A 24348-nucleotide genomic window follows, 5' to 3' on the forward strand; every position below is an offset into this window, starting at 1 on the left:
CTCGGCGTTCGCGCCGATACCATAATCCGGAACAGATTTTTGGTCAATGATGCCAAACGCGTCAAACTCCCACCTGGTGGGCCGCTTCGGTGAAGAGTGACGTTCATCCGGTGACGCCGAGCCGCCGGGTCACCGCGAAGACCTCGTCGTAGATCGACCCGGGGATCGTGAACGGTTCTGTGGCCGCCACTTCCGCGAGGTGTGCGGCGATATCGTCGGCGGTCGGGTCGGCATCCGGATCGCCACCGCGGGGCGCCAGCCAACCCTCGCCCAACCCGACGAAGACCCTGGCGAATCGCCCCGCACAGGCCGAAAAGTTCTGATGGCTGAACTCGCAGGCTCGGCTGGCCAGGTACACCACGATCGGCGCGACCAGTTCCGGGCGAATCGCCGCGAAGAACCCGTTGTCCTCGAGGGCTTTCGGATCGCCGAGCGTCTCGGTGACCATCCTGGACAGCCCGAAGGGCAGCACGGTGTTGGCTCGGATCCCGTGCGGGTGGCCCTCGAGCGCAATCACATTGGTCAAGCCGACGATGCCCGCTTTGGCGGCGGCGTAATGCGCCTCCAGGTGCTGGCCGAACATTCCCGCCGACGAGGCGATGAACACGAACCGGCCATACCCCTGGGCCTTCATCACTCGGTATGCGGGCTGAGCAAGGTAGAAGGCGCCGTCGAGGTGGACCGAGAGCATGCGCCGCCAGTCCTCGGGCGTCAATTCGTCGAACGCGATCGCGTTGAAGATTCCGGCATTGCTGATCACGACGTCGAGCCGGCCGAACGCATCAACAGCGGTCCGCACGATCGCCGCACCGCCGGCGGGACTGTCGACCGAGTGATGGGATGCGACGGCCACACCGCCCGCGGCCGTGATTTCGTCGACCACCCGGTCGGCGACCGCGGTGTCCTCCCCGTCGCCGCCCATGCTCCCGCCGAGGTCGTTGACCACGACGGACGCACCGCGCCTTGCCAACTCGAGCGCGTAGACGCGCCCGAGGCCGCGACCCGCCCCCGTCACCACGGCGACTTGGCCGGTGAAATCGATCATCGCGCCTCCGGTCATTGACTGCGGTGCCGCCGGACTTTACGTTGGAACAGATATTTGGTCAACGAAACGGGGTGGCAGGGAACGTGCCCGCCGACAGCGCAGCCGGCGAAGACGCCGGTGACCCCAAGCGCCTGGCGTTGCTGGCCTCCGCGCTTGCGGGCCGCACAGTGGCCGTCGCGCCGACAGCCCCGGGCGAGGCGGCCTGGACCGACGGCATCACGGTGTACATCGACCCCACGGCGAGTGCGCCCAGCCAACTCCAGTCGGTGGCGGTGCAGGCGTCGCTGCTGGCCAGCGGCGGCCTGGAGCCCGACGTGGTGCGCAGGCTCGTCCGGCGTCCCGCACTGGCCCGGCGGTATCTCGCGGTCGAAGGCCAGCGGGCACTGTCGTCGAACGACGATCTACTGCCGTTCGGTGTGCGTTCACTGCTCGACCTCGACATGGCGGTGCGGGCCGATTCGGCGGCCGGGTCGCTCAAGGTCGCTGGAACTCAGCGTGACATCGCTGATCCGCCCGCAGACTTCGGCGTGATCAGGGCCCAGAAGCTATTGGCGACGCGCGCCGCTGTCGCACAGGCGGAGTCGGTCAGCGGGCACGCCGCGCGCCGTGAGACGAACAAAGCGCTTGCCAACCTCGATGATGACGGTGACGACAGCGCCGACGCCGAAGACGTGTTCGACCCGTTCTCGAGCCCTGTCGGCGGCGGCGGGGCACTCGGCAAGCTGCTGAAGCGGATGACGCGAAGCGTGCGCAGACTCTCCGACGGTGGCACACCGGGCGCCGATACGCCAACCCATCGCTCCCGCAAGGGTATTCGCGGAGCCGGTGCGGTGACCTCCACGGCGGCCGGTGCCGCGGACGCCGACGGCGTGCAACGCGCCGAGGGACGCACCTATCCCGAGTGGGACGTCGGCCGCCGCTGCTACCGGCCGGACTGGTGCACGGTGCAGGAAATCGATCCCCCGATCGAAAAGGGGCCCGTGCTGGCGCGGCCGGACGTGCACGCGCTGAGGCGACCGCTGACCCGGCTCGGCATCGGACTGGACCGATGCCACCGGCAGACCCAAGGCGATGATATCGACGTCGACGCCGCGGTGGAGGCGCGCGTGGAAACGCTGGCGGGTTCGACGCCCGACGAGGCCGTATACCTCGACAGCTTGCGCAGACGCCGTGATCTGGCGGTGCTGATCCTGCTCGATGTCTCGGGTTCCGCCTCGGAGGCGGGAACTTTCGGGCAGACCGTGCACGAGCAGCAGCGCGCGGCCGCCGCTGCGCTGACGATTGCGCTGCACGAACTCGGAGACCGTGTGGCGCTGTACGCGTTTCAGTCGCAGGGACGTTCAGCCGTGCACCTGGTGCCGGTCAAGCGGTTTGAGGACCACTTCGACGCGATGGTGATGCGGCGCCTGAGCAGTCTGACCCCGGGCGCCTACTCGCGGCTCGGCGCGGCCATCCGCCACGGCACGGCGGTGATGACGGAGAAGGCGGGCACCTCCCGCCGCCTGCTCGTCGTGCTGTCCGACGGTCTGGCCTACGACCACGGCTACGAACGGTTGTACGGGGCGGCCGATGTGCGACGGGCGCTGGGGGAGGCCCGGCGGGAAGGCATCGGCTGCCTGTGCCTGACGATCGGCGCCGCCACCGATTCCGGTGAACTGGCCAGAGTGTTCGGCAGCGCTGCGCATGCGTCCATCCCGAAACCCACGCAGCTGGCCGATGTGGTCGGCCCGTTGTTCCGCGCGGCGTTACGCACTGCCGACCTGCGTCGGCGCGTCGACCACCGCAAAAGCTTGAACCAAACATCTGTTCCGCGTTAGGGTCCGTGGAACGCGAGTGAGAGCGAAGGGAAAGCATGCAGGTGAAGCCGCCGCGCCCGTACTACGTGCCCGTCGCCAACGAGGAACAGGTGTTCAAGGCGGCCTACCAGCAGGGTCTCTCGATTGCCCTGAAGGGTCCGACCGGATGCGGTAAGACGCGCTTCGTCGAGGCGATGGCACACGATCTGGACCGGCCACTGGTCACCGTCTCCTGCCACGACGACCTGACCACCGCCGATCTCGTCGGCCGGTTCCTGCTGCGCGGCGGCGACACCGAGTGGGTCGACGGGCCATTGACCCGCGCAGTCCGCGACGGCGCGATCTGCTATCTGGACGAGGTCGTCGAGGCCCGCCAGGACACCACCGTCGTGCTGCATCCGCTGGCAGATCACCGGCGGCAACTGCCGATCGAGCGACTGGGCGTCACGCTGGACGCGGCACCGGGCTTCTGCCTGGTCGTCTCGTACAACCCGGGCTATCAAAGCGTGCTCAAAGATCTCAAAGACTCGACGCGCCAACGGATGGTCGCGATCGAATTCGGCTTCCCGACACCCGATGTGGAAGAGAAGATCGTGGCCAACGAAGCGGCGATCGACCATGACCGCGCCGCCGAGCTCGTACGGCTCGGACAGGCGATCCGACGGCTGGAGACCGGGGGACTCCGCGAGGTCGCCTCCACGCGAGTGCTGATCGCGGCAGGCCGGCTGATCTCCGAGGGGCTCACGCCACGGGATGCGGCGCGGGCGGCGATCGCCGGCCCGCTCACCGACGACCCGAGCGTGACCCGCGGCTTGATCGAGATGATCGACGCCTACCTGCTCGACCGGTCGCCGAACGATTGACCCTGGTGGCCGCCATCGCTACTGTCTGAACAAATATTAGGTCGAACGTCGACGGAGGTTGCATGTCCTACGAGAGCACCGCGGAACCGATCAAGTTCGGGTACCTCATGGACTTCAAGCTGCCCGAGGCGTATCCGCAGGAGATGAAGGAAGACCTGTCCAATCCCTTCGAGCTGGTATTCGCCGACGCGGTAGAGAACGGTGTGATCGACCGGCCGATCCAGATCATCTACAAGGAGGTCGAGGGGCTTCCGAAGGGTTCGGTCAAGGCCGTGATCGACGCGTACGGGGAACTGGTCGACGAGGGCTGTCTCGCGGTGTTCGGCCCGCACATCACCGACAACTGCGTGCCCACGCGGGAGGCCATCGAGGAACGGTTCCGGGTTCCCGCCCTCAGCGTCACCGGAAGCGACGCCTGGTTGGGCGAGTGGACCTTCTCGTTTCCGCAAGGGTCGCTGACCGACGAACCGATCTTCTGGGCGGACCTGTTGGCCAAGGGCGGCCACACCGAGGTGGGTGTGCTCATGGAGCAGTCGCTGGTCGGCGAGACCTATGTGAAGAACTTCCGGAGCGCATGTCGCCGCAAGGGAATTCGGATCGTCGCCGAGGCGGCGATCGCGCAGACGGCACAGGACGTCTCGGGAGCGGTGCGCACCCTGCACGAAGCCAAGGCGCAGGCCGTCGTGCACGCCGGTTTCGGCTTCGGCATCGTCTTCGTCAACCCAGCCCTCGAAGAGCTCGGTTGGGATCCGCCCAGGTTCACCAGCACGGCCTTCCAGAACGCGTGGGTCAACCCGATCATGTGGAACGCGTTCATGGGATGGACCGGCGTCGACCAGTACGACGAGGGCAACCCCGTTGGTCAGCGGTTCCTCGACAGGTACCAGGAGAAGTTCGGCCGCCGGCCGGAATACTGTGTGCCCGTGGTGAACTGCGACGTCGCCACGACACTGCTGCGGGCATGCGCGGATGCCCACCCGCTGAGCCCGCGAGGCGTGAAGGAAGCGCTGGAACGCGTCAAGATGCTGCCCGCTGCCGCCGGGGCGCCGGGCACCCGCGTGTCCTTTGGTAATTGGACGCGCCGCGCCTGGATGGGCGCCGGATATCTGGTCGCCCGACGATTGGACGCCGACGGGGTCAACAGCCATCTCGTCGACCGCTTCGGTGAGGAGTGAAAGCCGATGACCACTGAAACCCCGAAGGCCGAAACCACCACCCAGCCGGCCGACGAGCAGCCGAACCGCTCCTGGGTCGGGCCGGCGATCTCGGTGGCCGCCCTGCTGGCCGTGGCGGTGTTCTTCGGCGTCAACGCCCGCAAAGGTCCCGGATCCCCCCGGATCGCCAACCCGGACGTCGAGGGCGCGCCGCGGCCGGTGGAGGTGCTGTTCGGGTGGAGCACGTCGACCTGGGTGGTGATACTCGAGACCTTCACCATCGTCACGATGGTTGTCATCATCACCCTGTGGGTGGTGCACTGGCGGCGCAATCCCCACAACCCCACGCTGTTGATGGCTCTGGTGACCTCGCTGATCGTGTGGCAGGACCCGATCATGAACTGGTCGCCGTTCGCGGTCTACAACCCGGAACTGGCGCACCTGCCCGAAGACTGGCCGCTGGTGTCGTTGTCTCCGACGGTCGAGCCGTTCGTGGTGCTCGGCTACGTGATGTTCTATCTCGGACCCTACTTTCCGGCCATCTGGATTCTGCGCAAACTGCAGGCGCGCAGGCCAGTTGACTCGTTCGTGTGGCGTCACCCGCTGATCAGCTTGGCGGCCATCATCTTTCCGATCGGCGTGATCGTCGACGCGGCGCTCGAGATCACCCTGGTTCGTACCGGCATGTACATCTATTCGCAGGTGCCGCCGTGGGCGTCGGTGTTCACGGGCGAACCCCATCAGTTCCCGCTGATCTGGGAAGTGGTGGCGGTGACGTTCGTGATGATCCCCGCCGGTGTGCTGCTCTACCGCGACGACACGGGCAAATCCGTCGCCGAGAAACTCGCTCAGCGTGCCCGGATCTTCCCCACGAAGCCCAGACTGGGCACGTTCATCGTGATGTTCGTGATCCTCAACATCGCCTACTTCTGCTACGGCGGGCTGTTCGCGGTCGTGAAGGCCACCAAGATCTCCACCTCGGTGGCCTGCCCGTGGCCGTATCCGGAGGTCAAGGTCTATGACCCGCAAGGATTTTACGAGGCGAACGGTCAAGAGGGCCCGTACTCGGTCGGGATCATGTCGACCTGGATGAGCGGCCAACCCGACGGGCGCCCGGACGTTGAACTGGGCTCCAAGAGTGACCGGTGCGCACCGGAAAACCAAAGTGGGTGATGGGGGCTTGCGCAGCGTAGTCATCACGGGCGCCTCCCGGGGCCTCGGGCTGGCGTCCGCATCGCACCTGTACCGGCAGGGCTGGCGCGTCGTCGCGGCCATGCGGTCCATCGACGCCGGGATGCAACGCCTGCGTGAGGCGACGGGTGCGGCGCCGGACGATCCGAACCTGATCGGCGTGACCCTCGACCTCACCGATGCCGCATCGATCACCGCCGCCGCGAAGGCGGTCGACGAGGCCGTCGGCGCACCGTACGCGCTGGTGCACAACGCCGGGATCTCCGCGGCCGGGATGGTCGAAGAGACCCCGGTCAGCTTGTGGGAACAGATGTTCGCGACCAACATCTTCGGGCCGGTTGCGTTCACCAAGGCGCTGCTGCCGTCCATGCGTGAGGCCGGCCGCGGCCGCATCGTGCTGGTGTCCAGTCAGGGCGGTGTGCGCGGAATGCCCGCGACCGCACCGTATTCGGCCGTCAAAGGCGCGTTGGAGCGCTGGGGTGAGTCGATGGCGGCCGAGGTGGCGCCGTTCGGCATCGGGGTGACGATCCTGGTGACCGGCACCTACGACACCGAGATCATCACCGACGCGGGAACCACCGACTGCCGCGATCTCGACGGGCCATACGCCCCGCATCACGCCACGATGGACAAGCGCGGGCGGGCCGCGATGCGGATGGCCGCACGATCGCCGGAGAAGTTCGCGGCGGGCCTGGCCAAGGCGCTCGACAGCTCGAAACCGTTCGTCAAGAAATCGGTGGGGCCCGACGCACGGATGTTGTTGATCGCCAACCGGGTAGTGCCGCCTGCGGCACTGCACCAGATGATCCGGCTGATGATGGGCATCCCGCGCTTCGGCGCGCTCCGAGGAAGTAGAGACCATGGCTGACGTTCGTTTCGAATCGAAGATGATGATCGACGGCAAGCTCGTCGACGGTGAGGCCGGCACCTTCACCAACATCAACCCGGCGACCGAAGAGGTGCTCGGCGAGGTGGCCGACGCGTCGAAGGCCGATATGCACCGGGCCATCGACGCCGCGCGCCGCGCCTTCGACGACACCGACTGGGCGACCAACCATGCGTTGCGCCAACGGTGTCTGCTGCAATTGCAGGAGGCGCTGGAATCGGAGCAGGAGGAGCTGCGCGAGGAGCTCATCCTCGAGGTCGGTTGCCCGCGCGCGATCACCCACGGGCCGCAGCTGGATGCACCGTTGTCCGATGCGTTGCGGTACCCGGCTCGGCTGATCGACGAATATCCGTGGGAGACTTCGCTGGGCGATGCGATGGTGTCGGTCACCGGGGTGAACACCACCCGCAAAGTCTGGCGGGAGCCCGTCGGTGTGGTCGGGGCGATCGTGCCGTGGAACTTTCCGTTTGAGGTCTCTATTCAGAAGATCGGTCAGGCGCTCGGCACCGGAAACACCGTCGTGCTCAAACCGGCGCCGAACACGCCGTACAACGCCACCCGGTTGGGCCGGCTCATCGCCGAGAACACCGACATCCCACCGGGCGTCGTGAACGTCGTCACCGCCTCGGACCACTTCGTCGGCGAGGAACTCACGCTGTCGCCGAAGGTCGACCTGATCTCGTTCACCGGATCCACCGTCGTCGGGCAGCGGATCATGGAAAAGGGTGCCGCGACGATGAAGCGGCTGTTTCTCGAGCTCGGCGGCAAATCGGCGACCATCGTGCTCGAGGACGCGGACTTCGCGGTCGGTTGCATGATGGGCATCGCGCCGTGCATGCACGCGGGTCAGGGCTGCGCCAACCCGACCCGGCTGCTGTTGCCGCGTTCACGCTACGACGAAGGCGTGGAGATCCTGAAGGGCATCTATGAGGGTGTCGCGCCCGGCGATCCGCAGGACCCCGGAACCCTTTGCGGCCCCGTCATTTCCGATAAGCAACGCAGCCGCATCCGCGGATACATCGACAACGGTGTCGAGGAAGGCGCGACACTGCTGGTCGGAGGAGCCGAGGCCCCCGACGGTATGGACAGGGGATTCTTCGTCAAGCCGACGCTCTTCACCGACGTCGACAACTCGATGACCATCGCGCAGGAGGAGATCTTCGGTCCCGTGCTTGCCGTGATCCCGTTCGACGACGAGGACGACGCGGTGCGCATCGCCAACGACAGCCCGTACGGTCTGGCCGGCAACGTCATGGCCGGAATTCTGGACCGCGCGCTTTCGGTGGCCAAACGACTACGGGCCGGCTTCATCGGTTTGAACGGTACCGCCGGCTATGGCGCCGACACCCCGTTCGGCGGATACAAGGCCAGCGGCATCGGGCGCCAGAACGGTGTCGCCGGGTTCGACCAGTACACCGAGATCAAGTCCGTCGCCTACCCCGCCGGCTGAGGAGGACACGATGCAGCAGTTGTTTGAAGACCTCGAGGACTTCGGCGAGTTCGACGACTTCGTATCCGGGGACGTGCGTGACCCCTATACCGAATTGGCCAGGCTGCGCCGCGAAGAGCCCATTCAGAAGATCGAGATCCCCGGCATACCAGGGCAAGAGGGTAAGCCCATCGTCATGGTGTACCGCTACGAGGAAGCCCAGCAGATGCTGCGCGACAACGAGACGTTTTCCTCGGCGATCATCGTCCAGGCCTTCGGTGATGTGTTCGGCAAGCATGTGATGCTCGGTATGGACGAACCCGTGCACGGCAGGCATCGCGCGCTGGTCGCAAAGGCGTTCTCGCAGAAGGCGTTGGCCCGCTGGGAAGACACGTTGGTGACCAAGATCGGCAACTCGCTGATCGACCGTTTCGCCGACCGGGGCAGCGCCGACCTGGCTAGGGAGTTCACCTTTCCGTATCCCACGCTGATCATCGCGGGGCTGCTCGGCTTGCCGCAAGAGGATTATGCGCAGTTTCAGAAGTGGTCGATCTCGCTGCTCTCGTTCACCGTCAACCCCGAGCGTGGCCGCCAAGCCTCCGAAGCGCTCGCCGAGTACTTCGCCCCGATCCTCGCCGCGCGTCGCGCACAGCCTCGTGACGATCTGATCAGCGGCCTGGCGGCGGCCGAGATCGACGGGGAGAAGCTGTCCGACGAGGAGATCTACTCGTTTCTGCGGCTACTCCTTCCCGCCGGCGTCGAAACCACCTACCGGGCACTGGGAAACCTACTGTTCGGCCTGCTGAGCAACCCCGAACAACTCGAGGCCCTGCGCGCCGACCGGTCGTTGATACCGCAGGCGATCGAGGAAGCCGTGCGCTGGGAGCCCCCGCTGATCATGATCACGCGGGTGGCCAGCCGCGACACGGAACTCGGTGGTGTGCAGATCCCCGAGGGCTCCTCGGTGATGCCGGTGCTGGGCGCGGCCAACCGGCAGGAGGAACGCTTCGACCATCCCGATCGGTTCGACATCTTCCGCGAAGCCAAAGCCAACATCGGCTGGGGCTACGGCGTACACGTCTGCCTCGGCATGCATCTGGCCCGGCTGGAGATGCGGGTGGCGCTCAACCTGCTGCTGGACCGCCTGCCCAACCTGCGGATGGACCCTGCTGCCGACGACCCCTACATCCGCGGTCAGGCGTTCCGGTCACCGACCTCGGTGCCGATCGTCTTCGACGCGAACCCGCACCCTGGCGAGCAGTCGTGAAAACCCCCTATACAGCGCATTATTGGGGGTTTTCACGTCTGCTCGCGGGTAACCAGGAGATCTGAATGACCGAACTGCGCTTCGACGACAAGGTGGTTGTCGTCACCGGCGCCGGCCGGGGCATCGGCCGCAGCCACGCACTGCTGCTGGCCGCCAGGGGCGCCCGCGTCGTCGTCGCCGACAACGGAGCCGAGATCGATGGGAGCGCGAGTTCGCCGGGACCGGCCGACGACGTCGTCGCCGAGATCGCGCAGTCCGGCGGCAAAGCGGTGGCATGCAGCGCCTCGGTCGCCGAGGAGGCCGGGGCGGCGGCGATCGTTTCGACCGCGCTCGGCGCATTCGGCCGGATCGACGCGGTGATCAACAACGCCGGCATCCACGACCCGGATCTGTTCGAGACGCTACCGACCGAGCGGATCCGCGCGATGCTCGACGTTCATTTCTTCGGAACGCTTTTCCTGTCGCGGGCGGCGTGGCCGCACCTGCGCGACGCGGGCCGCGGCCGCATCGTCAACACCGTTTCGGAGGCCATGCTCGGCGGCATCCCGGAACTGACCAGCTACGGGGCGGCCAAGGGCGCGATCTGGGGACTGACCCGCAACCTGGCCACCGAAGGCGCCGCCCACGGCATCGGCGTCAACGCGCTGGCGCCGCGCGCCTACACGCGGATGTCGGCATCGCAGGGGCAGCAGCTGGCCGAGCAGTTCAGCCTGTCCGAGGACGCGATGGCCGAGATCAACGCCGGCATGCCACCTGAACTGTGCTCTCCCGCAGCGGTGTTCCTGGCTCACGAGTCGTGTGAGCTCACCGGCGAAGTGCTGATGGCCGGGATGGGCGGTGTGTCGCGGCTGGCGGTCGTGCGCACCCAGGGCATTTGGAAGTCGTCGCTGAGCGCCGAGGACATCGCCGACAACCTCGACCAGATCATGAACGTCAACGACGCCTACGTGACCGAAGCAACCAGGAGTGTTTTGTGACCGATTTCGAGACCGTCGACTTCTTCACCGACGAAACCCTCGTCCCCGACCCGTACCCCTACTTCGACTATCTGCGATCCAAATGCCCTGTGGTGCAGGCGACACCGTTCAACGTCTTGGCCGTCACCGGATATGAAGAGGCGCTGGCGGTGTACAAGGACCTGAGCTTCTCGTCCTGCGTCTCGGTGGCCGGACCGTTCTCCGGGATGCCGTTCGGCCCGGGCGAGTCTGACGACGTCTCGGAATTGATCGAGCAACACCGTGGCGCGGTGCCGATGGCTGAACACATCACGTCGCAGGATCCGCCGCTGCACACCCGCACGCGGGGTCTGTTGAACAAACTCATCACGCCCAAGCGCCTGAAGGAGAACGAAGACTTCATGTGGCGGTTGGCCGACCAGCAACTCGACACCTTCCTCGAGAAGGGCAGCTGCGAGTTCTTGGCCGCTTACGCCAAACCGTTCTCGCTGCTGGTCATCGCCGATCTCCTCGGTGTGCCCATCGAGGACCACGAGGAGTTCAAGGAGGTCTTCGCGCTGGAAACGGTCGGCGAATTGGGTAAGGAGGCGCCGACGTCGCACAACCCGCTGGAGTGGCTCAACGACAAGTTCTACTCCTACATCGAGGACCGCAGGCGTGCGCCGCGTCAGGATGTGCTGACGGAACTGGCGCAGGCCAAGCATGAAGACGGGTCGACCCCTGAGATCGAGGACGTCATGAACCTCTCGACGTTCCTGTTCGCCGCCGGCACCGAGACGACGACGAAGCTGGTCAGTTCGGCCGTGTGGTTCATGGGCGACAATCCGGGATTCGAGAAGCAACTGCGCGAGGACCGCAGCAAGATCCCGGCGTTCCTCGAGGAGACTCTGCGGATGGAAAGCCCGGTCAAGTCCCACTTCCGGATGGCACGCACCAACACAAGGATCGGTGACGTCGACGTGCCCGCGGGCACCACAGTCATGTTGCTTCCCGGCGCGTGCAACCGCGACGAACGCAAGTTCGCCGACCCCGACACGTTCCGGGTGGACCGCCCGAATGTGCGGGAGCAGATCGCGTTCATCCGCGGCGTCCATTCCTGTCCCGGTGCGCCGTTGGCACGCGCCGAGGGGCGGATCTCGTTGAACAGGATCCTCGACCGGATGACCGACATCACGATCTCCACCGAGCACCACGGCCCGCCGGATGACCGCAACTTCACCTACGAGCCGACGTTCATCATGCGCGGGCTCAGTGAACTGCACATCACGTTCACGCCGACCGGCTAGATCTGCCGCGTAAATACCCGCGAGCAGACGCAAACTCGCACAAAAGCACCGCGAAAACTGCGACTCAGTGTCTGCTCGGCAGAAGAAAGGGAACAGCACATGACCGGAAAGCTCGACGGCAAGGTCGCTTTCATCACGGGCGCGGCGCGCGGTCAAGGGCGCGCGCACTCCATCGCGATGGCCAAGGAAGGCGCGGACATCATCGCGGTCGACATCTGCCGCGACATCCCGTCCAACCCCTATCCGCTCGCGACACCCGAGGATCTCGCCGAGACCGAACGGTCGATCAAGGAACTCGGCAGGCGCGTCGTCGCGCGGGTGGCCGACGTGCGCGAACGCCACGAACTGCGTGAGGCGATCGAAGTGGGCGTGGCGGATCTCGGCAGGATCGACATCGTCGTCGCCAACGCCGGCATCCTGCCGATGGCCATGGGCAACCCCGATCCGATGGGGTTCGTCGATGCCTCCGACGTCGACCTTCTGGGCGTGATGAACACGGTGGCGGTGGCGATTCCGCATCTGCCCGACGGCGCGTCGATCATCGTCACCGGCTCGACCGCGGGCATGATCCGCGGCACCACCACCAGCCCCGACATGGGTCCCGGCGGCGCCGGGTACGGATGGAGCAAGCGCATCGTGATGGAGTATGTCGACGAGATATGTCTTCATTTGGCGCCCAGGATGATTCGCGTCAACGCCATTCACCCGACCAACTGCAACACCCACCTGTTGCAGAACGAGGGCATGTACGGCGTGTTCCGGCCCGACCTGAAGGCCGAGGGCAAGACGCCTACCCGCGAGGACGCCGAACCGCTCTTCACGCTTTTTCAGGCGATGCCGATCCCGTACATCGAACCCGAGGACATGGCCAACCTCGGGGTGTTCCTGGCCAGCGACGACAGCCGCTACATCACCGGACAGCACATCCGCGTCGACGCCGGCTCACTGCTGAAGTGGCCCAACGGGCCCGGCGGCTAGGGCCGGTGCAAAAAGCCGTGCAGGATTGCTTGCACGAGCTCGTCGACGATCACCTCCCGCGAGGGCGGCCGGTTGCCGAAGAAGGTCGAACGCAGCGCCACCATGCCGACGATCATCGCGACCGTCGAATGGGCGGGCAGATCCGGTTGGCCCGAACGCATTCCGCGTAGTTGCATCCCCTCCGCGCTGATCTGGCCGAGCAGCGTGAGGGCGCGTCGGATGTCGGCGATACCCGCGCTTTCGATCTCGTCGTCGCTGAGCCCGTCGGAGGCGACCAGCGTCAGCAACAGGCCCCGGTGTTCGACGAGAACGTCGTAGAGTTCGCCGACGAACTGCCGGCTCAGTTCCTCTTCGGTGGTCTTGTCGGCTTTGACCGCCTGCCACGTCTTGCCGAAGTCGTCGACGAAATTCGTGAACGGCAGCACCAGCGCCTCGCGGAACAGCCCGGCCTTGGAGCCGAAGTGGCGGAACAACAGGTACTCGGTGACACCGGCGGCTTCGGCGATCTCACGCGTCGTCGTCGCGCGGTAGTCGCGACGGGCCAACAACTCGCGGGCCGCGTCGAGCAGGAGCCTGCGGGCCTCGCCCCGGGGGCGCCTGGGGGCGTGTTTCTTGGCTGAACGCCGCTGGGACACGGATTCTCACTTTCTGGACCGCGCGGGAAAGCGGCTGACGACATCAACGATAACCGTCCTTGACCAAACCTAAGTAATAGTGTCCACTATTACGCATGGGTCAACTCATCATGCTCGGAACACTGTTCGGGCTGATCATCCTGATTTTCGGGCTGGTGATCTACTTTGATCCCGAAGCCCGCGGCAACGCCAACGAGGACCGCCGGTGAACACCGAGCTGACGCCGGCGCTGATCGCCGGTCTGACGTTCGCCTACGTCGGCGGCGTCCTGTTTCTTGCCTACGGCGTGTTCTTGAGCATCCGGCGCGGCCGCCTGCACCCGCTGCTGTTGGTCTCCATCTCCGCCATATCGTTCTCGTGGATCGAGGCGCCCTACGACTGGGCGGTATACGCCCAGTTCCCGCCGGCGCTGCCACGCATGCCTTCGTGGTGGCCGCTGAACATGACGTGGGGCGGCGGGCTGCCGTCGGCGGTACCCATCGGGTACATCGCCTATTTCGTGCTGCCCGCGGTGATCGGCGCGGCGCTGGGCCGGCGCCTCGTCCGCCGGACCGGGTGGCGCGCACCGCAAACCCTGTTGGTCGTCGGGCTTGTCGTCGGGTTCTGCTGGGCGCTGTTGTTCAACGGGTTCTTCGGCCCGCGGATGGGTGTCTTCTACTACGGCTACATCATTCCCGGGCTCGGACTGTTCGAGGGCAGCAAGTTTCAGTACCCCCTCTACGACGCGCTCGCGATGGGCGTGCAGATGATGGTCTTCACCTATCTGCTCGGCCGGACCGACTCCGAAGGCCGCAACGTCATCGACATGTTGGCGGACAAGGTGTCCAAGACCCGGGTCCAATCGACGATCGTGTCGATCATCGCGGCCGTCCTGGTCGGACACGCCGTCTACGGCGCCGTTTTCGCCCCGCACCTGGTGACCAAGCTCGCCGGGTACGTGACGTCTGGACCGTCGGAACAGCTGTTCCCCGGCATCCCGAACCAGCCGAGATAGCCCGAGATAGCCGGGGCCGTCGGGGTTTTCGCGCGACGGGCTCTGACGCGGTGTAGCGCCCGGCGGGTCGGCTCGATCGCGAAACTTGCAATCGAAAAGATCCGGGTCGGGGAGATGTCAAATAGCGCCCTGCCCAAGTGCGCAGCGCCGTAATCTCCGGTAGGTGGATCCTTTCAGGTGCGAAAGGAGGACCCCGTGATGAGTTTGTTCCGGCGTTATCTGTTTCTAGGAGTGGCTTTGTCGGCGCTGTCCGCCACGCTTTTCGCGGGTGCACCCGCTGCGTACGCCGACTGCACGAATGCCGGTGCGGCGACGGTGTGTGCGCAGGGGACGGTGCGCGGCGGCGGTCCTGATGCCCCGGTGGCGGGTCCGGTCTATCCGGGCTATTGCGCCGACCCGTGGTACTGCAGCGACGACTGGGGCCTCGACGTGATCATCGACCCGAGTCCACCCCGTCCTCCCATCGACATCGGACGTCCGGGGCGGCCCGGCGGCGGTGGCGGTACCGGACCGCGTTGAGCTTTCCAAGGTTGTCTCGCCTTCGATCGGACAAGGAGTCACCCATGTTGTGTCGCAGTGTGATTGGTGCAGGGCTTATCGCCGGCGCGATGGTTTTCGGTACCGCGGCCACGGCCGTTGCCCATCCACCGAACTGCACGGCCGCCGATCTGGCCGGCGTCATGGCCGGTGTCTCGGCGGGCACCTCTACGTATCTGTTCACCCATCCGGAGGTGAACGCGTTCTTCACCGGTCTCAAGGGCAAGCCCAGGGATCAGATGGCGGAGGAGATCACGGCGTACCTGGACGCTAATCCACAGGTGCGCGACGAGCTTCGGGCCGTGCGCAAGGCCGCCGCGGACTTCCGCGACCGCTGCAACGCGCCGCTACCCGACATGCCGATGGGATAGCTGACAGACTGAACGGGTGAGCACCCCTCCGAAGTGCTGGCTCACCGACATGGACGGTGTGCTGGTCCGCGAAGAGCAGGCGTTGCCCGGCGCGGCCGAGTTCCTGCAGCGCCTGATGGAACGCGAGCGGCCCTTTCTGGTGCTGACCAACAACTCGATCTTCACGCCGCGTGACCTGTCGGCGCGGCTGTTGCGCTCGGGTCTGACGGTGCCGGAGGAGGCGATCTGGACGTCGGCGCTGGCCACCGCCGCGTTCCTCAACGACCAGCTGCCCGGCGGGTCGGCCTACGTGATCGGTGAGGCGGGTCTGACCACGGCGCTGCACGAGGTCGGCTACACGCTCACCGACATCGAACCCGACTTCGTCGTGCTCGGCGAGACCCGCACGTACTCGTTTACCGCGATCACCAGGGCCATCCGGTTGATCCTGGCCGGCTCGCGGTTCATCGCCACCAACCCCGATGTGACCGGGCCCTCGGCGGAGGGGCCGCTGCCGGCCACCGGATCCGTCGCGGCGATGATCACCAAGGCCACCGGCCGCGAGCCGTACTTCGTCGGCAAGCCGAACCCGATGATGTTTCGCAGCGCGCTGAACCGGATCGCGGCGCACTCCGAGAGCACCGTGATGGTCGGCGACCGGATGGACACCGACGTCGTCGCCGGGATCGAAGCCGGGTTGGAGACCATCCTGGTCCTCACCGGATCGACCTCACCCGACGAAGTCGAGCGCTACCCGTTCCGGCCGAGCCGGGTACTGCCGTCGATCGCCGAGGCCATCGAGTTGATTTAGCACTTGATAACTTGGCCGGGTGACTTCTCCTGCTGATGCCGCGCGCCCGCTTGCCGGCGTGCGCGTCGTCGAGATCTCCAGCTTCGTCGCGGTGCCGCTGGCCGGAATGACGCTTGCCCAACTCGGTGCCGAGGTGGTTCGCGTCGACCCGATCGGCGGTGCGGCCGACTACCGCCGGTGGCCGGTCACCGGCGACGGTGAGAGCATCTACTGGGCGGGTCTGAACAAGGGCAAGCGCTCGATGGCCGCCGATATGCGCTCGCAGGACGGGCAGCGGTTGGTGCAGCGGCTGATCGCCGACAGCGGCATCCTCTTGACGAATGTCGCGGGTCGCGAGTGGCATTCGTACGACACGCTGGCCGCGCTGCGCCCCGACCTGATCCACGTCGAGGTGTCCGGGCGCGCCGACGGCGGCACCGGCGTGGACTACACCGTCAACGCCGGCATCGGGTTTCCGTTGGCCACAGGCCCGGCCGACCTCGCCACCCCGGTCAACCACGTGCTGCCGGCTTGGGATGTGTCCTGCGGCATCTACGCGGCGCTGGCCGTCGTCACCGCGCTGCGCCACCGCGACGCGACCGGACAAGGTCAGCGGATCAGCATCCCGTTGGAGAACGTCGCGTTGGCGACGGCGGGGAACCTGAGCTTCTTCACCGAGGCCATGGTCAACGGCACCAGCCGCCAGCGGATCGGCAACTCGGTGTACGGCCAGTACGGCCAGGACTTTTCGAGCAGCGACGGGGTGTCGTTCATGGTGGTTGCGCTCACCGCACGCCACTTCCGCGATCTGACCGAATTGACCGGTACCACGAAAGCCGTTGCTGCGCTGGCTGATACACTGGGTGCAGACTTCAGCGACGAGGGGCAGCGCTATGAGCATCGCGATGCGCTCACGGGGTTGTTCGGCGAGTGGTTCGCCTCGCACACCGCCGAGGAGATCACCGCGGCGCTGTCGGCGTCGTCGGTGCTGTGGGACCGGTATCGCAGCTTCGCCGAAGCCGTCACCGAGGAGAAGGTGACGGCCAACCCGTTGTTCACGTCGCTTAATCAGCCCCGGATCGGGGAGTATCTCGCGCCCGGGTTGCCGATCTCGATCGACGGCAATTATCGGCCCGCGGTCGCCGCGCCGGCTCTCGGCGACGATACCGCCGCGGTGCTCACCGAGTGGTTGGCGATGAGCGCGGACGAGGTGTCGCGCATGGTCGAATCAGGCACGGTGGCAACTGGATACCCCCGATGAGCAAGCTGCTCGAGTTGCTTGACGTGCGGCCGGGGGAGGGCGCCGATTCGTGGATCGGGCCCGCGAGCGGACCGGCCGGCAAACGCGCGTACGGCGGGCAGTTCGTCGCGCAGAGCCTGGCGGCGGCGTGTCGCACCGTCGATGCCGACCGGCTGCCCACCAACATGCACCTGCAGTTCCTGCGCGGCGGGGAAGCCGGCGACGACGTCGACTGCCGTGTGACGCGGGTGTTCGACGGCCGTACCGCCTCGGCGCGCCGGGTCGAATCGCATCAGCATGGTCGGTTGTTGACGGCGGCGACGGTTTCGTTCGCGACGGAACTGCCTGGCCCGCAACACGGTCAACGGCCGTCGTCGCAGAATCCCGAGGCGCTGCCGCGCACGGGGCCCGCCGGACCCGCGCCGTCGATGCCGCTGGACGAACTCGACATCAGGATCGCCGACGAGGGCGCGGGCGACGAGTTTGTGCGTCGGTTGTGGTGGCGTACAACGGTTTCTGTGCCCGACGATCCGCTGCTGCACACGCTGCTCGCGGTCTACGTCACCGACGTGTACATGATCGACCCGGCGCTGCAGGTGCACGGATATTCGATGCGGGCGCGCACCCATCGAAGCGGCACAACGGATTCCTCGATCTGGTTTCACCGCTCGGTGCGCGCCGATCAGTGGAACCTACTCGAGACGACGTCACCGGCGGCGGCGCGCGGACGTGGTGTCGTCGTCGGAAGTCTGATCCGCGCCGACGGCGCCATCGCGGCGACGCTGGCTCAGGAAGGCCTCATCGCCCAGCGGGGCTAATTGCGCATGGCGCCGAGATCGACGTTTTGGCGGGTTTTACTCGCACTTTTCCGCCCAAACGTCCTTTTCGGCACCAAGGAGAGCAGATACGTGAGCAGTACGCCGGCCGCCAGCGACGCGACCACGCCGAGCACCGGATGGCCGGGGAACAACGGATACACCTGGTAGTGCACCAGATACGTGTACAGCGAGGCCTCCGCGAGGACGCCCGCGACCGTCGTCAGCGCGACCGGGCAGCGGATCGTCGGCAGCCAGATGAGCAACACCAACCCGCCCAGCACCATCGTCTCGCGCAGTGTGCTACCGAAATACCCGTGCAACGCCACAGCCAGTACCGCGGTCACCACGGCCCGCTGCAGCGTCGACGACGCCTTCGCCGCCGCCCAGCCGACCGCGAAGAACCAGAACGCCAGCACCGTGAACCACGCCTCACGGCCCAGGCCCAGACCGAGCACGTCGTAGCGCAGCGCCAGCCCGACCACCAGGAACGCGATCGCCACGGCGAACGGTCGTTGCCGCTCCAGCCGGTCCAGTCCGGGCAGCCAGAACAACAACAGCAGCGCGACCAGCGTCCACACCAGCACCTCGACAAACCACAGCCGCCCCGCGGTCATGCTGTCGTGCGGACCGAGAATCTTGTTGGCCAGCAGCAGGTTTGTCCACGTGTAGTGGTCGCTGAACAGCAGCACGACGGCCACCCACAGCACCGACGGCACCGCGATCCATCCGATGGTGTTGCGCAGGTGCCGGACCCGGTCGGCGTGTGGCACCGAGGTCATGCAGAACCGGCCGAAGTTGTATCCCGCGACCCCGAGCAATACGTGCGCGCCGCCCCACAGCTCGAAGAGCCCCGCGTGCGAGCCCACGATGAGCACGATCGCCAGCGCCCGCAACGCGACGCTGGTCTCCAGCGTCGGCGCCCACCAGCGCCGCCGGCCGGTGACCGGGCGCGCCATGGTTTCCAGTTCGCGTAGCGGACGCTGATGCCAGTCGGTGGGCAGGTGCCCGAGCATCCGCTCGAGACGCACTGACATCGCCACGTAGGACAGCGAGTTGCCGCCGAGATCGACGAACGAGGCGTCGGAGTCGATCGCGGCCGGATCCTGCTGCAGCACATCGGCGAAAAGCACCCGCAGGTCGTCGGTTCCGGGCTGCCCGGTACCGCGCGCCAGCCGTCGCACCGTCTCATAGTCGGGCTTGCCCGACGGCAACAACGGCAACTCGTCGACGTGCACCGTCCGCACCGAGGCGGCGGGCACCCCGGCGCCTTCGGCGACGACGCGCTGCACGTCGTCGATGTCGTGACGTCCGGCCGCGGCGACAACGAGGTGATCGTCGTCGCACGTGCAGAACGCCGTCACACCGCGTGCGCGCAGTGTGGATTCGAGCCGCTGCAGATCGATGCGCAGACCGTAGATCTTGACGAAACGGCTGGTGCGGCCGATCACCTCGAACAGGCCGTCGGGAGTGCGGCGGGCGACATCGCCGGTGTGCAGCGTGTCGACGGTGTTGCCCAGTGACAGATCCTCGGGTCCTCGTGCGTACCCCATCATGACGTTGTCACCGCGATACACGAGTTCGCCGACGCTTTCTTCAGGCCAGTCGTCGAGCGGTTCCAGGGCCAACGACCCTCCGGGTATCGGCCGGCCGATCGCGGTAGGCCGTGACAACGCCAGGTGCGGAGGGAGGTAGGCCATCCGGGCGGTGGCCTCGGTCGCGCCGTACATCACGAACAGCGCCCAGCCGCGGCGCTGGGCCAGCGCGGCGACCCGCTTGACCCGATCCGGCGGCATCCGACCGCCGGCCTGGGTGACGTAGCGAAGCGTCGGCAGCTCCATGGTGTCGAAGCCGATGCGTTCAAGCAGCTCGAAGGTATACGGAACCCCCGCGAACGAGGTGCCGCCGCAGCGGCGGAACAGGTCCCAGAACTGCTCATCCATGACGGAGCGCTCGGTCAGGATCAACGCGGCGCCGCGCAGCAGATGGCTGTGGATCACCGAAAGCCCGTAACAGTACGACATCGGCAGTGTGGTCGCAGCCCGGTCGGTTTCGCTGATGTGCAGGTATTCGGCGATGGCGGTCGCATTGGAGATCAGGTTGGTGTGCGACAGCCGGACCAGTTTGGGAGATCCGGTGCTTCCGGACGTGGAAAGCAGGAGGGCGAGATCGTCGTGCAGGTGATGGCGCGAAGCCCTTCGCCGGTGGTGGACCTCGCCGGCTACGACGACGTCGGGATCGTAGGTCTGCACCATGGTCGAATGATCGCGTCCGGCGGGAACGGGAAGTACCACATGCCCACGAGCAAGAACCGCGAGGTAATGCACCAAAGTGCGGATGTCGTTGCGGGTTTCGAGCAAAACCAGGCCACGGGTATCGCCGAACTCAGGTGCCGCGTCGGCGACGTGCTCAGCGAGCTGCGCATAGGTCAACTGCTGCGTGTCGGTGAGCACCGCGACGTTGTCGCCGTGGCTACGCAGAACGTCGACGAGTCGGCGCATCACAGGACGATCCCCTCGCCGGTGATCTCGATATGCACCTTGGCGTCGACGGGGGGAGCGTTGAGGCTGTCCTGACGCACCACGACCGGTTCGGCGTCGCCCGCGGGGTCGATCGTCAAAAGCACGTCGTGGCCCAGGAACTCGGTGCCGATCACAGTGCCGACGCTCCGGAACTGTTCGGTATCTGAAACCGCCGTCACCACAAGCTGTTCCGGGCGCAGCAGCAATGTCGCCGACCCGTCGTCGGCTCGCACCGGAACCCGCCCGATTGCGCACTCGGCGACACCGGAGCTGACCGTGCACGGCAGTGAGACGCAATCGCCGAGGAACGCCGCGGTGAAGTGGTCGGCGGGTTGGCGATACACCTGCTGCGGCGGGCCGACCTGCGTGAACCTGCCGTCGCGCATCACGGCGATCTGGTCGGCGATCGAGAGCGCTTCCTCCTGGTCGTGAGTGACCAGCAGCGTCGTCACCCCGGCGTCGGCGAGCAGCTTTGCCACCGCCTTGCGGGTGGATGCGCGCAGGCCGGTGTCCAACGAGCTGAACGGCTCGTCGAGCAGCATCAGCGCCGGTTCGCGCGCCAACGCCCGCGCCAGCGCCACCCGCTGCTGTTGGCCGCCGGACAGCTCATGCGGGCGTCGGGATGCATAGGATGGGTCCAGCGCGACCGTCTGCAGCAACTCGGCCACCCGGGTGTGGCCCTGCTTGCGGGACAGCCCGTACGCGATGTTCTGCCCGACGGTCAGATGCGGAAACAGCGCACCGTCCTGGGCGACATAGCCGACCGCCCGGCGGTGCGGCGCCACCGAGCGCTGCGGGCCGGCGACCTGACGGCCCCCGATGTTGATCGTGCCCGCGTCGGGGTTCTCGAAGCCGGCGATGAGCCGCAGCAGCGTGGTCTTTCCGCACCCCGACGATCCGACGACGGCGGTGGTTGAACCCGGCTGCACCTCGAGGTCGATGTGGTGCAGCACGGTGCGGCCGTTGAAAGACTTTGCCAATTGGTGGATTGCGACAGTGGAGGTCACAGCGCGGCCGCCTTCGCCGACTGCCGCAGCAGGATGAGCGTCACCGGTATCGCCAGCACCACCAACACCAGCGCGTACGGCGCGGCCGCCGCGTAGTCCAGTTCGCTGGACAACGACCAGAACCGCATCGACAGCGTGTTGGTGCCCGTCGGCGCGAGCAGAAGGGTGGCGGTCAGTTCGGTGGCGACGGCGACGAACACCAGTGCGGCTCCGGCGGCTGCGGCGGGTGCGGTCAGGCGCAGCGTGACGCGCAAGAACGTGGCGGTCGGCGAACTGCCGAGCGAGCGGGAGGCCTCCTCGAGGCTGGGCGGCACCTGAGCCAGCCCGGCGCGGACGTTGACCAGCGCACGCGGCATGAACAGCAGCACATAGGCGAACACGATCAGCGCCACGCTCTGATAGAGAACGGGTGCAACGGAAATGGTGACGGTGACCAGCGCCAGCGCGGTGACGATGCCGGGCAACGAGCTGGCCACGTAGTTGGCACCTTCGGCTGCGCGGGCGAGAAATCCGCTGGACCGCACCGCCACCCACGCCACGGGGAACGCGAGCACGGTCGTCAGCGCCGCCGCCGCCGCGGCCAGGCCGATGGTCTGGCTCAACGATGTGAAGATGTCCCCGAAGTCCCACACCTCAACGCCGCCGATCCACAGCCAGCGCAGGATGGTCCACGCCGGCACACCGATCGAAAGGACAGCCAACGCGATCAGCGCCGCAAAGGCAGGTATCGTGCTGCTGCGCAAGCGGATTGGAGTCGCCGCCCGGGGTGCGCCGGAGCCGATCCTGGCGAAGCGGGCATTGCCGCGGGCCGCGGCCTCGGCGACCAGCATTGCAAGGCAGAGCAACACGAGGACACCGGCGAGCATGCTGCCCGCCGCGCCGTCGAACGTCACCTGGAATTGCTGGAAGATCGCCACGGTGAAGGTGTCGAAGCGCACCATCGCGAAAGCGCCGTACTCGGCGAGCAGATGTACACCGATCAACAGCCCGCCGCCGAGGATCGCCAGGCGCAGCTGCGGCAGCACCACGCGGAAGAACACCGCCACCGAATCCGATCCCAGCGCTCGGGCCGATTCCTCCACCGCCGGATCGAGCCGACGCAAGGTCGCCGCGACGGGCAGGTACATGAACGGGAAATAGGACAGCGTGGTGATCAACACCCCCGCCCACAGCCCGTGCAGTGAGGGCACCACGCCGATCCACGCGTAGCTGTTCACGAATGCCGGAACAGCGAGCGGAGCAACGAAAAGCGGGCGCCACAAAGCCCGGCCGGGCAGGTCGGTGCGTTCCACCAGCCAGGCCACCCCGACCCCGATCAGCACGCAGAGTGGCACCGTGACGGCCACCAGCGCGACGGTGTTGTAGAGAAGCTCGCCGACACGGGGCCGCACCACCAGTTCGTAGGCGCGGTCCCACCCGATCGAGGTGGCGCCCCACACCACATAGCCCAGCGGAATCGCCGTCGCGGCAACCAGAATCGCGACGGTTGTCGAAACCAGGGGACCCGGCCGGGTGACGATGTCCGACCGTGAGGCCGGTGCGGCGGGAGGTGCGACGGTGGGGACGGCCACCTACAGCAATCCAGCCTTCGTCATCAGCTCGGTCACCTTCTGCGCGTCCAGGGACGACGGGTCGACATCGGGCGCCTGAAGCGAATCCAGCGGGGGCAACGCGGGATTCGCGGGCACACCGCTGGCGACCGGGTACTCGAACGAGGTGCCCTTCTCGAGGACTTCCTGGCCGGCCCTGCTGGTGATGAACCGCATGAACTGCTGCGCCTGGTCCTGTTTGTCGCTGGAGGCCAGCACGCCGCCGCCCGACAGGCTGACGAAGGCGCCCGGGTCTTGGTTCTTGAAGTAGTGCAGCGCGGTGTTGCCGCTGATCTCCTTGGTTTTGGCTTGATCGCGGTACCAGTAGTAGTGGTAGATGATGCCGCCGTCGACCTCGCCGGCGTTCACCGCTTTGAGGGTGTCGATGTTGTTGTTGTAAGCCACCGCGTTGGCCTTCATCGCGTCGAGCCACTGCGCGGTGGCAGCTTCACCCTCGAGCGCCAGCAGCGCGGCGACGATGGCCTGGAAATCGGCCTTGGTCGGCGGGGCGCCCCAGCGGCCCTGCCACTCGGGCTGCTGCAGGTCGAGCATGGACTGCGGCAGCTGATCGGGCTGCAGGCGGTCGGTGTTGTAGGCGAACACGGTGCTGCGCGCGGCCACCCCGGTCCACCTGCCGGTCTCCGGACGGTATTGCGGTGGAACCTGATCAAGCGTGTCGGCGTTGAGTTCGGCGAACAGCCCCGCCCGCTCTACTGCCGCCATGGCGGGGGAGTTCTCGGTGAGGAAGACGTCGGCAGGTGACGCGTCGCCCTCGGCCACCAGTTGGTTGCCAAGTTCGGTGTCACCGCCCTGGCGGTAGGACACCTTGATGCCGGTTTCCTCGGTGAACGCGTCGATCCATTCCTTGGCCAGCGACTCGTGCTGGGCGTTGTAGATCAACAGTTCGTCGCTGTCGCTCGTGCTGGTGCAGGCGGTCGCACCGGCCGCGAGGGCGAGCGTTGACGCGAGCGCAGCGATCCGGCTCCAACGTGGTCGCATCCAGGGGTCCTTTCCCGGT

21 protein-coding genes and 1 pseudogene are annotated in these 24348 nt (G+C 66.6%); 16 read left to right on the forward strand and 6 right to left on the reverse strand.

Features of this window, described 5'->3' with window-relative positions; all coding sequences use genetic code 11:
• Window positions 1–103: 103 nt before the first annotated feature.
• Window positions 104–1045, reverse strand: coding sequence for an SDR family NAD(P)-dependent oxidoreductase (locus tag ABQF13_RS01180; protein ID WP_448390830.1), 942 nt, complete (start codon window positions 1043–1045; stop codon window positions 104–106).
• Between the two features lie 71 nt (window positions 1046–1116).
• Between ABQF13_RS01180 and ABQF13_RS01185 the strand changes: the two genes are divergently transcribed.
• From ABQF13_RS01185 to ABQF13_RS01230, 10 genes are all read left to right on the forward strand, one after another.
• Window positions 1117–2862, forward strand: a complete 1746-nt coding sequence (locus ABQF13_RS01185) for a nitric oxide reductase activation protein NorD (RefSeq protein WP_448390831.1) — start codon at window positions 1117–1119, stop codon at window positions 2860–2862.
• A 35-nt stretch (window positions 2863–2897) separates the two neighbouring features.
• Window positions 2898–3704, forward strand: a complete 807-nt coding sequence (locus tag ABQF13_RS01190) for a CbbQ/NirQ/NorQ/GpvN family protein (RefSeq protein ID WP_448390832.1) — start codon at window positions 2898–2900, stop codon at window positions 3702–3704.
• A gap of 62 nt (window positions 3705–3766) precedes the next feature.
• Window positions 3767–4879 carry an ABC transporter substrate-binding protein gene (locus ABQF13_RS01195; protein ID WP_448390833.1) on the forward strand — a complete coding sequence of 371 codons (1113 nt, stop codon included), beginning with the start codon at window positions 3767–3769 and terminating at the stop codon, window positions 4877–4879.
• A gap of 6 nt (window positions 4880–4885) precedes the next feature.
• Window positions 4886–6031: a spirocyclase AveC family protein gene (locus tag ABQF13_RS01200; protein ID WP_448390834.1), complete on the forward strand. Its 1146-nt coding sequence runs from the start codon at window positions 4886–4888 to the stop codon at window positions 6029–6031.
• Window positions 6032–6038: 7 nt separating this feature from the next.
• Window positions 6039–6917, forward strand: a complete 879-nt coding sequence (locus ABQF13_RS01205; protein ID WP_448390835.1) for an SDR family oxidoreductase — start codon at window positions 6039–6041, stop codon at window positions 6915–6917.
• Window positions 6910–8385 carry an aldehyde dehydrogenase family protein gene (locus tag ABQF13_RS01210; RefSeq protein ID WP_448390837.1) on the forward strand — a complete coding sequence of 492 codons (1476 nt, stop codon included), beginning with the start codon at window positions 6910–6912 and terminating at the stop codon, window positions 8383–8385. The genes ABQF13_RS01205 and ABQF13_RS01210 overlap by 8 nt, the downstream gene beginning before the upstream one ends.
• A 10-nt stretch (window positions 8386–8395) precedes the next feature.
• Window positions 8396–9631, forward strand: a complete 1236-nt coding sequence (locus ABQF13_RS01215; protein WP_448390838.1) for a cytochrome P450 — start codon at window positions 8396–8398, stop codon at window positions 9629–9631.
• Between the two features lie 65 nt (window positions 9632–9696).
• Window positions 9697–10608 (forward strand): SDR family NAD(P)-dependent oxidoreductase, encoded by a 912-nt coding sequence (locus ABQF13_RS01220; RefSeq protein ID WP_448390839.1) that lies wholly within the window; start codon window positions 9697–9699, stop codon window positions 10606–10608.
• A complete protein-coding gene (locus ABQF13_RS01225; RefSeq protein WP_448390840.1) occupies window positions 10605–11873 on the forward strand; it encodes a cytochrome P450 in 1269 nt (422 codons plus the stop codon). The genes ABQF13_RS01220 and ABQF13_RS01225 overlap by 4 nt, the downstream gene beginning before the upstream one ends.
• A 99-nt stretch (window positions 11874–11972) precedes the next feature.
• Window positions 11973–12851, forward strand: a complete 879-nt coding sequence (locus tag ABQF13_RS01230) for a mycofactocin-coupled SDR family oxidoreductase (protein WP_448390841.1) — start codon at window positions 11973–11975, stop codon at window positions 12849–12851.
• Here the strand turns inward: ABQF13_RS01230 and ABQF13_RS01235 are convergent.
• Entirely contained in the window at window positions 12848–13486 is a 639-nt protein-coding gene (locus tag ABQF13_RS01235) for a TetR/AcrR family transcriptional regulator (RefSeq protein WP_448390843.1), read from the reverse strand. The genes ABQF13_RS01230 and ABQF13_RS01235 overlap by 4 nt on opposite strands.
• Before the next feature lie 205 nt (window positions 13487–13691).
• Here ABQF13_RS01235 and ABQF13_RS01240 point away from each other — a divergent pair, with 205 nt between their 5' ends.
• From ABQF13_RS01240 to ABQF13_RS01265, 6 genes are all read left to right on the forward strand, one after another.
• On the forward strand, window positions 13692–14480 hold the full coding sequence (locus ABQF13_RS01240) for a spirocyclase AveC family protein (RefSeq protein WP_448390844.1): 789 nt from the start codon (window positions 13692–13694) through the stop codon (window positions 14478–14480).
• A 198-nt stretch (window positions 14481–14678) separates the two neighbouring features.
• Window positions 14679–14999, forward strand: coding sequence for a hypothetical protein (locus ABQF13_RS01245; RefSeq protein WP_448391364.1), 321 nt, complete (start codon window positions 14679–14681; stop codon window positions 14997–14999).
• A gap of 44 nt (window positions 15000–15043) precedes the next feature.
• Entirely contained in the window at window positions 15044–15388 is a 345-nt protein-coding gene (locus ABQF13_RS01250) for a heme-binding protein (RefSeq protein WP_448390845.1), read from the forward strand.
• A gap of 49 nt (window positions 15389–15437) precedes the next feature.
• Window positions 15438–16178, forward strand: a complete 741-nt coding sequence (locus ABQF13_RS01255) for an HAD-IIA family hydrolase (RefSeq protein WP_448391365.1) — start codon at window positions 15438–15440, stop codon at window positions 16176–16178.
• 19 nt (window positions 16179–16197) lie between these two features.
• Window positions 16198–17418 (forward strand): CoA transferase, encoded by a 1221-nt coding sequence (locus ABQF13_RS01260; RefSeq protein WP_448390846.1) that lies wholly within the window; start codon window positions 16198–16200, stop codon window positions 17416–17418.
• The gene (locus ABQF13_RS01265; protein ID WP_448390847.1) at window positions 17415–18215 is read left to right on the forward strand and encodes an acyl-CoA thioesterase; all 801 of its coding nucleotides are present in this window, start codon (window positions 17415–17417) and stop codon (window positions 18213–18215) included. Before ABQF13_RS01260 ends, ABQF13_RS01265 begins: the two co-directional genes overlap by 4 nt.
• Before the next feature lie 47 nt (window positions 18216–18262).
• Here the strand turns inward: ABQF13_RS01265 and ABQF13_RS01270 are convergent.
• The 4 genes and pseudogenes from ABQF13_RS01270 to ABQF13_RS01285 all read right to left on the reverse strand — a co-directional run.
• Window positions 18263–20713, reverse strand: a pseudogene (locus ABQF13_RS01270) (AMP-binding protein); the annotation flags it as partial.
• Window positions 20713–21741 (reverse strand): ABC transporter ATP-binding protein, encoded by a 1029-nt coding sequence (locus tag ABQF13_RS01275; RefSeq protein WP_448390848.1) that lies wholly within the window; start codon window positions 21739–21741, stop codon window positions 20713–20715. The gene ABQF13_RS01275 and the pseudogene ABQF13_RS01270, both read right to left, overlap by 1 nt.
• Window positions 21738–23312, reverse strand: coding sequence for an ABC transporter permease (locus tag ABQF13_RS01280; RefSeq protein ID WP_448390849.1), 1575 nt, complete (start codon window positions 23310–23312; stop codon window positions 21738–21740). Before ABQF13_RS01280 ends, ABQF13_RS01275 begins: the two co-directional genes overlap by 4 nt.
• A complete protein-coding gene (locus ABQF13_RS01285) occupies window positions 23313–24329 on the reverse strand; it encodes an iron ABC transporter substrate-binding protein (RefSeq protein WP_448390850.1) in 1017 nt (338 codons plus the stop codon).
• Window positions 24330–24348: the final 19 nt, after the last annotated feature.

This window comes from Mycolicibacterium sp. XJ879 (assembly GCF_053483935.1).